This is a genomic window from Micromonospora yangpuensis, assembly GCF_900091615.1.
Lineage (GTDB): Bacteria > Actinomycetota > Actinomycetes > Mycobacteriales > Micromonosporaceae > Micromonospora > Micromonospora yangpuensis.
Map to the genome: position 1 here is coordinate 623,562 of NZ_FMIA01000002.1, position 15,383 is coordinate 638,944.

The 15,383-nt window shown below is 72.8% G+C and carries 14 protein-coding genes; 8 read left to right on the forward strand and 6 right to left on the reverse strand.

From position 1 onward, the window contains the following. Positions 1-61: 61 nt before the first annotated feature. A complete protein-coding gene (locus GA0070617_RS03085; RefSeq protein WP_091433701.1) occupies positions 62-1,741 on the reverse strand; it encodes a DNA repair helicase XPB in 1,680 nt (559 codons plus the stop codon). A gap of 165 nt (positions 1,742-1,906) precedes the next feature. Here GA0070617_RS03085 and GA0070617_RS03090 point away from each other — a divergent pair, with 165 nt between their 5' ends. Next, positions 1,907-2,143, forward strand: coding sequence for a hypothetical protein (locus GA0070617_RS03090; RefSeq protein WP_091433704.1), 237 nt, complete (start codon positions 1,907-1,909; stop codon positions 2,141-2,143). Between the two features lie 4 nt (positions 2,144-2,147). Here GA0070617_RS03090 and GA0070617_RS03095 read toward each other — a convergent pair whose 3' ends face one another. Continuing rightward, positions 2,148-4,631: a helicase-associated domain-containing protein gene (locus GA0070617_RS03095; protein ID WP_091433707.1), complete on the reverse strand. Its 2,484-nt coding sequence runs from the start codon at positions 4,629-4,631 to the stop codon at positions 2,148-2,150. Between the two features lie 85 nt (positions 4,632-4,716). Here GA0070617_RS03095 and GA0070617_RS03100 point away from each other — a divergent pair, with 85 nt between their 5' ends. After that, positions 4,717-5,340 carry an HAD family hydrolase gene (locus GA0070617_RS03100; RefSeq protein ID WP_091433711.1) on the forward strand — a complete coding sequence of 208 codons (624 nt, stop codon included), beginning with the start codon at positions 4,717-4,719 and terminating at the stop codon, positions 5,338-5,340. Between the two features lie 28 nt (positions 5,341-5,368). Further along, positions 5,369-5,755, forward strand: a complete 387-nt coding sequence (locus tag GA0070617_RS03105) for a cold-shock protein (RefSeq protein ID WP_091433714.1) — start codon at positions 5,369-5,371, stop codon at positions 5,753-5,755. Here the strand turns inward: GA0070617_RS03105 and GA0070617_RS03110 are convergent. From GA0070617_RS03110 to GA0070617_RS03125, 3 genes are all read right to left on the reverse strand, one after another. After that, complete coding sequence (locus GA0070617_RS03110) at positions 5,716-6,639, reverse strand: 1,4-dihydroxy-6-naphtoate synthase (protein WP_091433717.1); 924 nt, start codon at positions 6,637-6,639, stop codon at positions 5,716-5,718. The genes GA0070617_RS03105 and GA0070617_RS03110 overlap by 40 nt on opposite strands. A gap of 439 nt (positions 6,640-7,078) precedes the next feature. Continuing rightward, entirely contained in the window at positions 7,079-7,768 is a 690-nt protein-coding gene (locus GA0070617_RS03115; protein ID WP_091433721.1) for a futalosine hydrolase, read from the reverse strand. A gap of 217 nt (positions 7,769-7,985) precedes the next feature. After that, complete coding sequence (locus tag GA0070617_RS03125; protein WP_091433728.1) at positions 7,986-9,674, reverse strand: MFS transporter; 1,689 nt, start codon at positions 9,672-9,674, stop codon at positions 7,986-7,988. Positions 9,675-9,760: 86 nt separating this feature from the next. On the opposite strand from GA0070617_RS03125, the gene GA0070617_RS03130 reads away from it, so the two are divergent. Beyond that, a complete protein-coding gene (locus tag GA0070617_RS03130; RefSeq protein ID WP_091433731.1) occupies positions 9,761-10,672 on the forward strand; it encodes a DUF3027 domain-containing protein in 912 nt (303 codons plus the stop codon). A gap of 72 nt (positions 10,673-10,744) precedes the next feature. On the opposite strand, the gene GA0070617_RS03135 is transcribed toward GA0070617_RS03130, so the two are convergent. Next, positions 10,745-10,999, reverse strand: coding sequence for a DUF2530 domain-containing protein (locus GA0070617_RS03135; protein ID WP_091433735.1), 255 nt, complete (start codon positions 10,997-10,999; stop codon positions 10,745-10,747). A gap of 88 nt (positions 11,000-11,087) precedes the next feature. Between GA0070617_RS03135 and GA0070617_RS03140 the strand changes: the two genes are divergently transcribed. From GA0070617_RS03140 to GA0070617_RS03155, 4 genes are all read left to right on the forward strand, one after another. Further along, positions 11,088-12,566 carry an NCS2 family permease gene (locus GA0070617_RS03140; RefSeq protein WP_091433738.1) on the forward strand — a complete coding sequence of 493 codons (1,479 nt, stop codon included), beginning with the start codon at positions 11,088-11,090 and terminating at the stop codon, positions 12,564-12,566. Between the two features lie 62 nt (positions 12,567-12,628). Next, on the forward strand, positions 12,629-13,078 hold the full coding sequence (locus GA0070617_RS03145; protein WP_175440417.1) for a MarR family winged helix-turn-helix transcriptional regulator: 450 nt from the start codon (positions 12,629-12,631) through the stop codon (positions 13,076-13,078). Positions 13,079-13,182: 104 nt separating this feature from the next. Continuing rightward, on the forward strand, positions 13,183-14,466 hold the full coding sequence (locus tag GA0070617_RS03150; RefSeq protein ID WP_091433742.1) for an MFS transporter: 1,284 nt from the start codon (positions 13,183-13,185) through the stop codon (positions 14,464-14,466). Between the two features lie 125 nt (positions 14,467-14,591). Next, complete coding sequence (locus GA0070617_RS03155) at positions 14,592-15,179, forward strand: hypothetical protein (RefSeq protein WP_175440418.1); 588 nt, start codon at positions 14,592-14,594, stop codon at positions 15,177-15,179. Positions 15,180-15,383: the final 204 nt, after the last annotated feature.

Consider the following 15,383-nt stretch of genomic DNA (forward strand, 5'->3'; position numbering starts at 1 on the left):
AACCGACTTTTCGCTGGTCGCCGTATCGCCTGTCGTCGCTTTTCGTGCTGACCCGCGTAACTCAGTCGACCGAGGGTAGGGGCGGGCCGAGGACGTCGTCGGCGTCGACGATGGTGTAGGCGTACCCCTGCTCGGCGAGGAAGCGTTGCCGGTGGGCGGCGTACTCGGTGTCGATGGTGTCCCGGGAGACCACTGTGTAGAAGTGCGCCTGCCGGCGGTCGGCCTTGGGGCGCAGCACCCGGCCGAGGCGTTGGGCCTCCTCCTGCCGGGAGCCGAAGGTGCCGGAGACCTGGATCGCCACCGCCGCCTCCGGCAGGTCGATGGAGAAGTTGCCCACCTTCGAGATGACCAGGGTACGGACCTCACCCGAGCGGAACGCGTCGAAGAGCCGCTCCCGCTCCTTGTTGGTGGTCGACCCCTGGATGATCGGCGCGTCGAGGTACTCGCCGAGCTGGTGCAACTGGTCGATGTACCCGCCGATCACCAGCACCTGGTCGTCGGCGTGCCGCCGCACCAGGGCCCGGACCACCGGCAGCTTGGTGCGCGCGGTGGCCGCCATCCGGTACCGCTCCTCGGCCTCGGCCGTCGCGTACGACATCCGCTCGGCGTCGGTGAGGGTGACCCGTACCTCGGTGCACTCGGCCGGGGCGATCCAGCCCTGCTGCTCGATGTCCTTCCACGGCGCGTCGTACCGCTTCGGGCCGATCAGGCTGAATACGTCGCCCTCCCGGCCGTCCTCCCGGACCAGGGTCGCGGTCAGGCCGAGCCGGCGACGGGCCTGCAGGTCGGCGGTGAACCGGAAGATCGGCGCGGGCAGCAGGTGCACCTCGTCGTAGACGACCAGCCCCCAGTCCCGGGCCCCGAACAGGTCCAGGTGGGTGAAGGCGCCACCGCGCCGCGCGGTGAGCACCTGGTACGTGGCGATGGTGACCGGGCGGATCTCCTTGCGTTCGCCGGAGTACTCGCCGATCTCCTCCTCGGTCAGCGAGGTGCGGGCGATCAGCTCCCGCTTCCACTGCCGGCCGGCCACCGTGTTGGTCACCAGGATCAGGGTGGTCGCCTTCGCCTCGGCCATCGCCGCCGCCCCGACCAGGGTCTTGCCCGCGCCGCAGGGCAGCACCACCACACCGGAGCCGCCGGCCCAGAACGCCTCCACCGCCTCCCGCTGGTACGACCGCAGCGTCCACGGCTTCGACCCGTCCCCGCCCGCCTCGGCCAGCTCGATCGGGTGCGCCTCACCGTCGACGTACCCGGCCAGGTCCTCCGCCGGCCAACCCAGCTTGAGTAGCGCCTGCTTGAGCCGGCCCCGCTCGGAGGGGTGCACCGCGATGGTGTCGTCGTCGAGCTTGTTGCCGAGCATGCCGGCGAGCTTCTTGCTCTTGGCGACCTCGATCAGCACCATCCGGTCCAGGCCGCGCAGGACCAGGCCGTGCGCCGGGTCGTTGGCCAGCTGCAGCCGGCCGTACCGGTCCATGGTCTCGGCCACGTCGACCAGCAGCCCGTGCGGCACCGGGTAGCGGGAGTACTTGATCAGCGAGTCGACCACGCCCTCGGCGTCGTGGCCGGCGGCGCGGGCGTTCCAGAGCCCCAACGGGGTCAACCGGTACGTGTGCACGTGCTCCGGAGAGCGTTCCAGCTCGGCGAAGGGCGCGATCGCCATCCGGCAGGCCTGCGCGTCGGGATGGTCGATCTCCAACAGCAGGGTCTTGTCGGACTGCACGATCAGTGGTCCACCGCTCACCCGGGTGTCCTCTCTGCGCTGTGACGTCGCCGGCCGACCGTGGCTGACCTGCCCCGGGCCGACCTACCAGTGTTACACGCCGAAATACCGTCCGGACCTGTCACTTCGCCCGTACCGGTGCCACCCTGGTAGGGCCGGTGCCGGACGAACGGGGAGGCTGAGGCGATGACCGTCGACCGTGAGGCGATCTCCGGGGAGGAACGGACACCGGTCGAGGAGGTGTCCACGGCCACCGTGATGGCGTACGCGTTCGCCGCGATCGTGCTGTTCGGGTGGTTTCTCTTCGGGTGGCTGGTGCTCCAGCAGGGCTTCGTCGCCTCGGTGGGTGAGGCGGCCGGTGCCGGGTTCGCCCTGCTGCTGGCCGTGACGATCATCGGCAGCGTCCGGCGCAGTCGCCGCTGACCGGTTACTTCTCCCGGACCGCCGCGGTGATCCGGTGCAGGGCGAAGGTGTGCAGCATCTCGGTGCGCTCGTCCTCGGCCCGCAGGTAACCAGCGCCTATCGACACCGGCCGCAGCAGCCGCGACGCGGTCGCCCCGTGCGCGTCGACGTAGCCCACCCAGACCAGCGCCTTCTCCCGTACCGCCTGCTGCAACACGGCGATGGCGTCGGCGTGGCCGGTCACCGGCACCGGGCCGGTCCGCTCGGTGGGGGTGCCGCCGCGCACCGACACCGGTGCCCGGCGGGCCGCCCGCGACGCCGCCTCGCCCCGCCGGATCTGCTCCACCACCCCCAGCAGGCGTGGCATCGCCAGCCTCGGCGTGGCCAGCGGATCGACCGCCCGGCTCGCCGCCGGCACCCGGGTCGGGGCCCGCCGGGCCTTCGGCCGGGACAACACGATCGCCCCGGCCGCGTCCTCCGGCACCGGGGCGTACCCGGCGTCACGCAACGCGGTCAACAGCCGGTTGATCTGGTACGGCGTGACCAGCACCGTCGGGGCCAACCGGCGCAACGCCAACGCCTCCAACCGCCGGTCCACCAGCACCTCGGCCAGCAACGACTCGTCGTCGCTGCGCAGGTACCCGCCGGCCGAGCCGGCCCGCAGGCCACCGTGCTTGCGGGCCACGTCGTCGATCAGGTACGTCAACCCCTGCGGCACCGGGGTACGCGACCGGGCGGCGAAGAGGCCGTGCAGGTCGTCGGCGGAGTACCCGGAGTCCAACGCCCGCCGGACACTCGCCGGGCTGACCCGGTGCACGCTGGCCCCACCGGCGGACTCGTGCTCGGCCACCACCTCCAACTCGGCGGCCAGCGCCGGATCGGGTGGACCGGGCACCACCACGCTCAGGTCGGCCTGCACCAGGAAATGGTCGACAGGTGCCGGCAGCAGCGCGTCCAACGCCCGCACGACTGTCGACGCCTGGCCCGGATCGGCCTCGGTGAGCAGCCCCAACGGATCGGTGTCCCGCTCGTCGGCGGCGGTGACGTCGTCCAACAGCAGCCGCCCGTACGAGGTGAGCGCCCCCAGCCCGGTCACGCCCAGCGTGGCCGCCTCGGTGAGCACCTGCCGGTGGGCGGCCTCCCGGCCCCGGCTGCGGCGCGGCGCCCGCCACTCCAGCAGCGCCAACACCTCCTCGGCGGTGGGTGCGGTGGCCGGCACCAGATCGGCCAGCACCCCGAGCACCGCCCGCCGGGCGGCCGGCGCACCGGCCCGTTCCGCCTCGGCGGAGAGCACCGGGATCGGGCGGTCCCGGTCGTCGCGCTGCCCGACCAGCCCGGCCTGCCGGGACATGGTCAGCCAGGCGCGGGCCAGCTGCTCCCACCGCTGGGCCAGCGAACCGGCCCGCCACACCTCGTACCCGGCGGTGGCCAGCACCTGCTGGTCGGCGCCGTACCGGCCGCCGGTGGCACCGGGCAGGTCCAGCTCGCCGATCAGTCCGGCCGCGTGCGCCACCTCCAGCAGCAACGCCGTCGCCGACTCGTCCACCCCGACCGTACGGGCCAGCCGACGCAGGTCACGTACCCCGATACCGCCCGAACGCAGCATCGGCGCCGGCTCGGCGGTCAGCTGCTCCACCAGCGCCTCGGTCTGGCGTACCAGCTCCATGGTCTGCCCGGCCCCGGCGGAGTCGGCGGCCTTCGGCTCGCGCGGCGCGGCGGCCACCGGCGGCGGCGCGGAACGCAACGCGCCGAGCGGGCCGGTGTCCCGGCGCAACAGCAGCCCGACCTCCCGGGGCAGCTCCACGGTGCCCGGGGTGCCGGCCCGACCGCCGGCCACCACGGCCAGCAGCCGGTTGTCGACCAGCCACCGCACCGGCGAACCGGTCGGGGTGCCGCCGTTGGTCGGATCCGGCGGCAGGCTCTGCTCGGCCCCCGCCGCCGGTGCCTGCAACGCCCCCGGCGGGACGCTGCCCACCGGCGGTCCGGCGGCCAGCCGGTCCAGGATCGCCCGGGCCGAGGGCGGCGCGGCCAGCAGCGTGCGCCGTAGCTTCGCCGGGTCCGCGCAGAGCGCCGCCGTCGCCGGGGCCAGCTCCGCCGCCGGTCGACCCAACCCCGCCGGGTACGGGGCCAGCTCGTCGACGGACTCGACGACCCGCAGGTCGCTCTCCGGGCCGTACAGCAGGAACCGGGCGCGCAGCCGCTGCACCGCCGAACGGACACTGGTCGGCGCGGGCGGGTGCGCGCCGGCGGTGGCCATGGCGAGCACCGCCTCGACGGAGGTGGTGCCCTCCTCGGGATGCCGGGTCAGCCGGGCGGCGTCGAGAATCAGGAGGGTGAACTGGTTCAGCCCGTCCAGGGCGCGGGCCACCGAGACCCGGGAGTTGGCCCGGGTGGCGAGCGCGCCGAAGTCGGCCGGCACCGGTACGACCAGGTCCGGCCGCAACTGGAGCAGCGCGGCGAGGGCGTCGTCGGGAAGCGACCGCAGGTGGTCCGCGAGTGAGGTGGTCATCGTCGTTCCACGCTAGCCCGATGGGTGGCCCTTGCGCCCCTCGGACGTCCGGCTGGGGTGCGGCGTCCCCGGGTACCGTCGCGGGATGCCCCTTCTGACGGTCGGCTTCGACCTCGACATGACCCTGGTCGACTCGCGTCCCGGCATCGCCGCCACGTTCCGCGCGCTGAGCGCCCGTACCGGCGTGTACGTCGACACCGACGCGGTGGTGTCCCGACTGGGACCCCCGTTGCGTACCGAACTCGCCCGCTGGTTCCCGGCCGACCAGGTGGAGGCGGCGGTGCTGGTCTACCGGGAGCTGTACCCGGCGTACGCGATCACGCCCACCGTGCCGATGCCCGGCGCGGAGGCGGCGATCGAGGCGGTGCACGCCCGGGGCGGCCGGGTGATGGTGGTCACCGCCAAGATGGGCCCGCTGGCCCGGCTGCACCTGGACCACCTCGGCCTGGCCGTCGACGAGCTGGCCGGCGACCTCTTCGCCGAGCAGAAGGCCACTGCGCTGCGCGAACACGGTGCGACCCACTACGTCGGCGACCACACCGCCGACATGGTGGCCGCCGACACGGCCGGGGTGCCCGGGATCGCGGTCGCCACCGGCCCCTGCACGGCGCAGGAGCTACGCGACGCGGGGGCCGCGCAGGTGCTCGACGATCTCACCGGATTCCCGGCGGCACTCGACGCCATGATCCGGCTAGCCTTGACGGAGTAGTCGTCTCGAGCGAAGCAGGGGTCTGAAGGTGCCGACGGGTCGAGTGAAGTGGTACGACGCGGCCAAGGGATACGGGTTCGTCACCAGTGACGAGGGTGGCGACGTGTTCCTGCCGAAGGGCGCGCTACCGGCGGGTGTCACCGACCTCAAGGGTGGTCAGCGGGTCGACTTCAGTGTGGTGGACAGCCGCCGTGGCGCCCAGGCGATGGGGGTGAAGCTGCTCGACGCCCCGCCGTCAATGGCGGAGCTGCGGCGACGCCCGGCCGAGGAGCTGCACGGCCTGGTCGAGGACATGATCAAGGTGCTGGAGGCGAAGGTCCAGCCGGACCTGCGGCGGGGGCGTTTCCCCGACCGCAGGACCGCGCAGAAGATCGCTCAACTGGTCCACGCGGTCGCCAACGAGCTGGAGGTCTGAGGGACCAGCCCGGCCTCGGTGGCCCGACCCAACAGCGCCCGTACGGCGGCCAGCCCCGCGTCCCCCAGGTTCGCGGTGAACTCGTTGACGTACAGGTCGATGTGCCGGTCCACCACGTCGGGCTCCATCTCCTGGGCGTGTGCCAGCACGTACGGTCGGCTCACCGCCGGGTCGGCCCAGGCCTGCCGGACGGACTCCCGGATCCACCCGGCGGCGGCCTGCGGGTCGACCACGCCCCGGCGGGCCAGGATCGCGCCGAGCGGGATCGGCAGGCCGGTGTCGGCCTCCCACCACTCGCCCAGGTCCACCAGGGCGGTCAGCCCGTGCCGGTGATAGGTGAACCGCGCCTCGTGGATCACCAGACCGGCGTCGTACCGCCCGGCCGCCACCCCCGGCATGATCTCGTGAAACGGGACCACCTCGATCCGCGCCGGTGGCCGCTGCGCCGACCAGAGCCGGAACAACAGGTACGCCGTGGTCCGGTCCCCCGGGACCGCCACGGTGGCCCCGGTCAGGTCGCCCGCCGGGGTGCTGCCCCCGGTCCTGCCCGTCGGGGTGCTGCCCCCGGTCCTGCCCGTCGGGGTGCTGCCCCCGGTCCTGCCCGTCGGGGTCGGGTGGTCCTGCCGGGTGAGCACCAGCGGGCCGCAGCCACGCCCGAGGGCACCACCACAGGGCAGTAGGTGGTAGTCGTCGAGGAGCCAGGGCAGCGCCGCGTAACTCACCTTGACCAGGTCGTAGGCCCCCCGCTCGGCGGCGGTGTTGGTCACGTCCACGTCGGCGAAGGTCACCTCGACCGGTGGTGCTCCCGGCACCCGCCCGTGCACCAGGGCGTCGAAGACGAACGTGTCGTTGGGACAGGGCGAGATCGCCAGGGAGAGCGCCACGCCCCCACGGTAACCCGCCTAGCTCCCCTCCCCGCGCCGCCCTGCTCCCGTGCCCCTCGCCCTGCTCCCCGCGCCGCCCTGCTCCCCGCGCTGCCCTGCTCCCCGCGCTGCCCTGCTCCGCGCGCTGCCCTGCTCCCCGCGCCCCTCGCCCTGTTCCGCGCGCTGCCCTGCTCCCCGCGCTGCCCTGCTCCGCGCGCTGCCCTGCTCCGCGCGCTGCCCTGCTCCCCGTGCCCCTCGCCCTGCTCCGCCGCCCGGCTCGCGTATGCGATCCGGGTGTAGATCTTGGACACTTACCGTTCTATTTCGACGGTAAGTGTCCAAGATCTACCTCGGAGCCCGGCTTTGGGCGATGGCGGGGGGCGTGATTGGGGGATTTGCGGGGTTTGGGGTGGCTGGTTTGGGTGGCGCTGCTTCGTGTTGGTGGGGGTGCCGTTCGCAGTCAGCAGCCCGGCGGCGTAGCTGCTTGATCACCGGTCGGGCCCAGCGCCGCCGCCGCAGCGGTCAGGGCGGTCAGCGCGGTACCGAGCTGCCAGGCAGCCCGGTCACGGGGGCCGATCGGGTTGGAGATGGTGCGCAGCTCGACGAAGGGGAGCCGGGCCTGGTCGGCGGCGACCGCGACGGCGTACCCCTCCATGGCCTCGGCCACGGCGGTGGGGTGCCGGGCGACCAGGGCGGCGGTGCTGGTGACGGTGCCGGTCACCGTGCTTACCGTCAACACCGGCCCGACGGTCGCCCCGGGCAGCCGTTGGCGTAGCCGGGTCAGCAGGGTCGGGTCGGCGGCGAGCACGCTCGGCGCACCTAGTAGTTCCGCCGGCATGCCCAACTCCTCGACGGGGAGGAACCCCTCGGGGGACTCGGCACCCAGGTCGGCGGCGACGCTGTGGTCACCCAGCACGGTCCCGCCGACCGGCACCCGACCGGGGAAGCCGCCGGCGACGCCCGCGCTTACCACCCCCTGGTACGGCCGGCCGGCAGCCTCGGCGAGCGCGAGCAGCCGGGCGGTGGCGGCACCGGCCACGGCGGGGCCGACTCCGACGGGTACCACGGTCACCGTCGTCGGATCGGCGAGTCCCTGCCGGACCGCCTCCGCCTCGGCGGGCACCGCGGTCACCACCAACAGCCCAGTCACCGACGGCCTCCCGGCCCGGTCCCGCCCGGCTTCGTGCGGCCTCCCGGCCCGGTCCCGCCCGGCTTCGTGCGGCCGATGGTGCCGGTCCCGCCCGGCTTCGTGCGGCCGATGGTGCCGGTCCCGCCCGGCTTCGTGCGGCCGGGGGTGCCGGTCCCGCCCGGCTTCGTGCGGCCGGTGGTGTCGGTTGCGGTCGGCATCGGGTCTCCGGTCGGGTCGGTCACGGCAGTGAGCCGGGTGACTCACGGCGACCGCTGTCGTCCTTGCCCGCGGCACCGCCGACGGTGGAGGAGGGGCGGTAGATGTGGTAGCCCGGTGGTGCGGTCCGGGTCGCGTCGGTCGGTGCCGGGCGTGGGCCGGCGGGTGCCGGTGACGTGGGGGTGGGATCGTCGGCACCACCGGTGTCGCCGGTGTCGATGGGCTTTCCGGCCGGGCCCGGCCCGTCGGTGCCGGGTCGGTCCGGGCTGGGGTGGTGGCCCGGCTCGTCGGCGGGCGGCGAAGTGGTCGACAGTTCGTCGTCGGCCAGCGGGCGTCCGACCAGGCGTTCGGCGCGCAGTCGACCGGCCACCAGTACCCCCCGGGCGGCGGCCAGCACGGCGACGGCGGCGGCGACGGCGATGCCGGTCCGGCCGGTGAAGGGGACGAGTCCCAGCGCGCCGCCGGCCACGAAGGCGAGCATCAGCGCGGTTTCGGAGTGGGCGAAGGAACTGGCGCGCAGCCGTTCCGGAATCCGCTCCTGGATCGAGGCGTCCACGGCGAGTTTGGCGATGCCGCTGAAGAGGGCGGCCACCACGCAGAGCAGGGTGACCATGGCCAGCGAGAACTTCAGGGTGGCCAGGATCGCCACGCCGGCCACGATGACCAGGCCGCTGGACTGCAGGGCGGCGGGCCGGTGGATACGCAGTCGGGTGCCGATCGCGGTGGCCAGGAAGGTGCCGACGGCCAGCGCGCCGCCGACCACCCCGAGCGCCAGCTCCGGGCCCAGGTCCCGGCCGAAGAAGGTGGTGTCCAGGTCGCCCTTCTTGAGGGCGAACGCCAGGAAGAGCAGCAGGAAACCGTAGACCGCGCGGAGGGTGGCGGCGCCGGTCAGGGTGGCGATGACCAGGCGGCCGGCCGGTCGGCCCCGGCCCAACGGTCGGTCGCCGTCGCGGCGCCACAGCGCCCGTAGTGGACGGGGGACCCGCTCCGGTGGCTCGGAGTCGGCCTTCGGTGGCAGCCGTAGCGCGACCACCATGCCGATCAGGAAGATCACCGAGGCGACCCGCAGCGGCCACTGCGGGCCGAACCAGAAGGCGGCCAAGCCGATCGGTGCGACCAGTGCGCCGGCGATCGTGCCGTAGACACTGGCCCGGGCGCCGGCCTGGGACAGGCCGAGGCCGTCCGGGAGTAACCGGGGTACCGCCGCCGAGCGGGCCACCCCGTACGCCCGGGAGAGCGCCAGGACACCGAACGCGGCCGGGTAGAGCCCGAAACCGTGGATGTAGTCGGAGATCAACCAGGCCAGGAAGGCCCGGCCCAGCATGGTGACGGCCAGCGCGTACCGCCGGCCGTGCCGGAAGTGGTCGAGCAGTGGACCGACCACCGGTGCCAGCATGGCGAACGGCACCATCGTCACCAGCAGGTAGAGCGCCACCTTGCTGCGCGCCTCACCAAGCGGAACGTTGAAGAAGATCGTCCCGGCCAGGCCGATCGCGATCAGGGTGTCCCCGGCACAGGAGACGGCGTGCAGGTCGAAGAGTCGGACCATGCCGGTCTCGCCACCGGCGCCCCGGGTCCGGGCCTGCCCGGCCTGCCGGGTGACCCAGCGTCCGCTGCGGGCCGAGCCGCGGAACAGCAGCCGGGTGGCCCGGATGCCGGTGCCGACGGTCCGCCCGAGTGCGGACCGCCCGGAGCGGGAGAACAACGGCATGTGCACCATCCTCACCCATCTGCTGCGCCCGTGCCCACCACTGTGGCAGAAGGTTGGCGGGGAGCCCCTGTCGCCGGTCGGCGGGCATGGGGAACAATGGTCGGGTGACCAGGCCCGCCTCCACCCGCGCCGCCCGCCTCGACCAGGTCTGTGCCGCCGCCGTCGAGGTGGCCCGCGCCGGCATCACCGAGGTGGGTGCCGACGACGTCGGCGAGCACCTTCAGGTTCTCGCCGAGGCGGACCGGCTCGTCACGCATTACTTCGAGTGTCGGTTGGCCGGTTACCGGGGCTGGCGGTGGGCGGTCACCGTCACCCGGGTGCCCCGCAGCCGGCAGGTGACCGTCTGCGAGACGGTGCTGCTGCCCGGCCCGGACGCGCTGCTGGCCCCTGGCTGGCTGCCCTGGCAGGAGCGGCTCAAGCCGGGTGACCTGGGCCCGGGTGACCTGCTGTTCACTCCGCACGACGACGACCGGCTCGCCCCCGGGTACGTCCTCTCCGACGACCCGGCGGTCGAGGAGACCGCCTGGGAGCTGGGTCTCGGTCGGCCCCGGGTGCTGTCCCGGGAGGGCCGGGCCGAGACGGCCCAACGGTGGTACGACGGCGAGCACGGCCCCAGCGCGCCGATCGCGATCTCCGCCCCCGCCGCCGCCCGCTGTGGCAGCTGTGGTTTCTACCTGCCGTTGGCCGGTGCGCTACGGCAGTCCTTCGGGGCCTGCGGCAACTTCTACGCCCCGGACGACGGTCGGGTGGTCAGCGCCGACCACGGATGCGGCGCGCACTCGGAGGCCCTGGTCGACACGGCGGAGACGCCCGTCGACGAGCTGCCCACGGTCTACGACGACAGTGCCGTCGAGGCGATGACGGTCAACCCCGCGCCGGGGCCGGCCGGGTCGGGCGACGTCGACCTCGCGGCGGCCGAGCCGGCGAGCCCCACGTCCCCGACGGCCGAGTCAGTCGAGCCGGTGGAGTCGACCGAGCCGGCGGAGTCGCCGAGCTAGGACTACCGAGTCGGCCGAGTCGGCGAGCTAGGACCGTCGGATCGGCCGCGTTGCGCTGACCGGGTCACGAGGTCAGGACAGTCCGGCGGCCGCGCGGCGACGGCGGCGTTTCGCGTCGTGCCGCATCATCACCGCCAGACCGGGAAGGCCCCACAGAAAACCGGCCAGGCAGGTCCAGAGCCAGTGCTGGTGACCGTTGGCGGTGAGCCAGTCCGACCGGACGAGCAGCACCACCCCGGCCAGTGCCCACGCGGCCATCCCGGCGAGCACGAACGGCACCATCGGCGGGTCGAGCGGCTCGGGGCGGGGCATCGGCTGCGGGGCCATGACCCCGAGGGTACGCGATCCTGCTTCCCAGCCCGTCGTTGATCTGCGACGATGCCGGCGACCAGTCGATGATCCCTGTGAGGTCCCGATGGCAGTAGCGCCGCCCGAGAACGGCACGCCACCCGAGCCCGCTCGACCACGTAACGGCTTCGACCGGTACTTCGAGATCTCGGCCCGGGGCTCCACGCTGAGCCGGGAGGTACGGGGTGGCCTGGCCACCTTCTTCACGATGGCGTACATCGTGGTGCTCAACCCGTTGATCCTCGGCGCCGCGCTGGACGGGGACGGGCAGAGCCTGGCCATCCCGGCGTTGGCGGCGGCCACCGCCCTGCTGGCCGGGTTGATGACCATCCTGATGGGCGTGGTGGGCCGGTTCCCGCTGGCGGTCGCTGCCGGGCTCGGCGTCAACGCGCTTGTCGCGTACGAGATCGCCCCGGAGATGACCTGGGCGGACGCGATGGGCCTGGTGGTGATCGAGGGTCTGATCATCGGGGTGTTGGTGCTGACCGGCCTGCGGACCGCGGTGTTCCGCTCGGTGCCGACCCAGATGAAGACCGCCATCGGGGTCGGCATCGGGCTGTTCCTGACCATCATCGGTCTGGTCGACGCCGGTTTCGTCAGGCGGATCCCGGACGCGGCGAACACCACCGTGCCGGTCGGGTTGGGCATCGGCGGCAAGCTGGTGAGCTGGCCGATGCTGGTCTTCGTGGTGGGGCTGCTGCTGACCCTGGTACTGGTGGTACGTCGGGTGCGCGGGGCGATCCTGATCGGCATCCTGGTCTCGACCGGGTTGGCGATCGTCATCCAGGCGCTGTTCAACGTCGGCCCGTCAGTGGTCGACGGGGTGGCCAACCCGAAGGGTTGGTCGCTGAACGTCCCGGAGTTGCCGAGCACGATCGTGGACGTGCCGGACCTCTCCCTGCTCGGCAACTTCAACGTGTTGGACTCGTGGGGCCGGGCCGGCTGGCTGGTCGTGCTGATGTTCGTCTTCACCCTGCTGATCACCGACTTCTTCGACACCATGGGCACGATGGTGGCGGTGGGGCAGGAGGGGAGCATGCTCGACGAGCAGGGCACCCCGCCCCGGGCCAAGGAGATCCTGCTGGTCGACTCGATCGGCGCGATGGCCGGTGGCGCGGCGAGCGTCTCCAGCAACACGGCGTACGTGGAGAGCGCGGCCGGGGTGGCCGAGGGGGCCCGTACCGGGGCGGCGAACCTGGTCACCGGCGCGCTGTTCCTGCTGGCGATGTTCTTCGCCCCGCTGGTGCTGATCGTGCCGTTCGAGGCGGCCTCGACCGCCCTGGTGGTGGTCGGGTTCCTGATGATGACCGCGGTACGCACCATCGACTGGTCGGACTACGAGATCGCCGTGCCGGCGTTCCTCACCATCGTGCTGATGCCGTTCACGTACTCGATCTCCAACGGTATCGGGGCCGGTCTGATCACGTACGTGGTGGTCAAGCTGGCCAAGGGCAAGGCGCGTGAGGTGCACCCGCTGCTGTACGGGGTGGCCCTGGTCTTCGTGCTGTACTTCCTGCGCGGGCCGATCGAGTCGGCCCTGCTGTAACCGCCGGTGAGCATGGTCATATCGCACCTCGTTAGCCATGCTCATTAGTTATGCTAACTATCGTGACGGAGCGGACGGTGACGGCGAGACGCGTGCCACCGGCGCAGCTGGCTGGCCAGTTGCGTGATGCGATCACCAGGTTGAACCGACGGGTCCGCCAGGCCCGGCCGGTTGGCGACCTGACGGCGACCCAGCTCAGCGCGCTCACCAGTCTCCGGCTGGCGGGTGCGCTGACGCCCCGGGAACTGGCCGACATCGAGCGGGTGCAACCGCCGACCATGACCAGGATCGTCGCGAAGTTGGAGGGGCGCGGGCTGGTCCGGCGTACCCCCCATCCGACCGACGGTCGCCAGGTGATCCTGGCGGCCACCGAGGGCGGCCAGCGGGTGCTCGACCAGTTCGAGCGGGCCCGCGACGAGTGGCTGGCCCGCCGGCTGACCGAGCTCGACGAGGAGGAACGCGACACGCTGCGGCGTGCCGCCGAGATCCTCCAAGCCTTGGCCCGCGACTGAACGGCCCGCGACCGATCTGGTCGACGACCGATCTGGGTCCGCGCCAACCGCGCCGCGCCGTCCGCTGTCGATGACGCGTACCACGGCGAGGAGGCGCACCAAGCGTGCAAGCCACGTTGAGCACGATGTTCCAGTCCCTGAACGTCCGTAACTACCGGCTCTTCGCGTCCGGGCAGCTGATCAAACTGATCGGCGTCTGGATGATGTTCGTCGCCCAGGACTGGCTCGTGCTCGAACTCACGGACAACTCGGCCACCGCGCTCGGCGTGGTGGTGGCCCTCCAGTTCACCCCGGTGCTGCTGCTCACGCTGCTCAGCGGGCGGCTCGCCGACCGGTACGACAAGCGGATGCTGCTCTTCGTGGCCAACGCGTTCTGGAGCGTGCTGGCCCTGGCGATGGCCGTACTGGTGATCACCGGACTGGTCCAGCTCTGGCACGTCTTCGTCTTCGCCGCCCTGCTGGGCGTGGCCAACGCCGTGGAGACCCCGGTCCGGCAGTCCTTCGTCTCCGAGCTGGTCGGCACCTCGCTGCTGCCGAACGCGTTGTCGCTCAACGCGGCGGTGTTCAACTCGGCCCGGATCATCGGCCCCGCCGTCGCCGGTCTGGCGATCGCCGCCGTCGACGTCGGTCCGGTCTTCCTGGTCACCGCGATCAGCTCGATCGCCCCGCTGGCCAACGTGGTCCGGATGCGACCGGAGGAGCTGTACCGCAAGGACCTCCCACCGATCGCCGACCGGGACTCGGCCAGGGTGATCGACGGCCTGCGTTACGTCGCCCGCCGGGCCGACCTGGTGCTGCCGATGGCGCTGATGTCGGTGATCGGCATGACGTTGTTCAACTTCCAGCTCACCCTCGCCGCCCTGGCCAAGACCGTCTTCGAGACCGGTGCCGCCACCTTCGGTCTGTTCAGTACCGCGCTGGCCGTCGGCGCGTTGGGTGGGGCGTTGGCCGGTACGGGCCGGCGCAGCCGACCCTCGGTCTGGGTGGTGCTCGGTGCCGCGGTCGGCTGCGCGGTCTTCGGCACCCTGGTCGGGCTGGCCCCGGCGTACTGGCTGGTGGTGACGCTGCTGGTGCCTACCGGTTTCTTCATGGTCTACTTCGCCCAGGCGGCCAACCAGCGGGTGCAGCTCGGCGTCGACGCCGCCTTCCGGGGCCGGGTGATGGCCCTCTGGGTGCTGGTCTTCCTCGGTACCAACCCGGTCGGCGCACCGCTGATCGGCTGGGTCGCGGAGACCTTCGGCGCGGGGGCCAGCATCTGGATCGGTGGGCTGATCTCGTTGACCGTCGCCCTGCTCGCCCTGGCCTGGCAGCTGCGCCGGGAGGGGGCCCGGCTGCGGGTGCGGATGCTGCCCGTCCCACGGTTCTACGTGGTGTCGCCGGACTGCTGAGTACGGTCGAACCCGCCTGACTGCGAAGAGTGACAACGTCAAACCTGAGCGTGTCGATCGTGCGGATGGCGCGGATACCGGGAAACCGGTGGCGGCCCGGGTCGGCCGGGCCTTAGCGTCGATGCGTGGGAGTCGATCCAGCGCTGCCCGTGACGCTCGTCGCCGCAGCGGGGCTGCTGGCGGCGGTCGCCCTGCTGCGCCGCTCCGGCCGGATCACCGGCCGAGTCGCCGGCCGAGTCACCGGCCGGGCCGCCGGCCGAGTCACCGGCCGGGCCGCCGGCCGAGTCACCGGCCGGGCCGCCGGCGGGATCGCCGGCCGGTGCGCGCGGTGGCGTGACCGGCGGCGCGAACGGCGGACGATCGCCCGGCTCGACCGGGCCTTCGAGGCCGACGCGCTCACCCGGGACATCGACCTCACCGAGTTCGACCGTCCCGACCGGCGTCCGGTCGAGCAGGCCGTCGCCCACCTGCGGCGGCTCGGCGAGAACCGGGTCGCCCCGGTCGGGCGGACGGTGGTCTGGAACGTCGCGGTGGTCGAGGCGTACGACACTCAGCTGCGGACGGTCTGCCGGGCCCTGGGCATCGCCGAGCACCTCGGCGAGCTGACCGGCTTCGACCGGGAGATCGAACGGGTCCGCGTCGAGGGCCTGCTCCACCGAGCCGGCTTCCCCCTCCCCGCGACCCAACCCGAACACCACCAACGCCACCACTGACACCCACCCTCAACCTGGACGCTGCATCGTGGAGTCGGTGGTGTCCGGGGCGGATGAGGCCACTGTTTCCGCGATCCTGCGCGCGGGTTCGGGTGGTCGCGGTACGGGCGCGGAGTTTGTGCGCGGAGTTCGGGCGCTCGCAGGGCGCGAGTTCGGGTGGTCGCGGCATGGGCGCGGAGTTTGGGCGCGAGTTCGGGTGCCCGT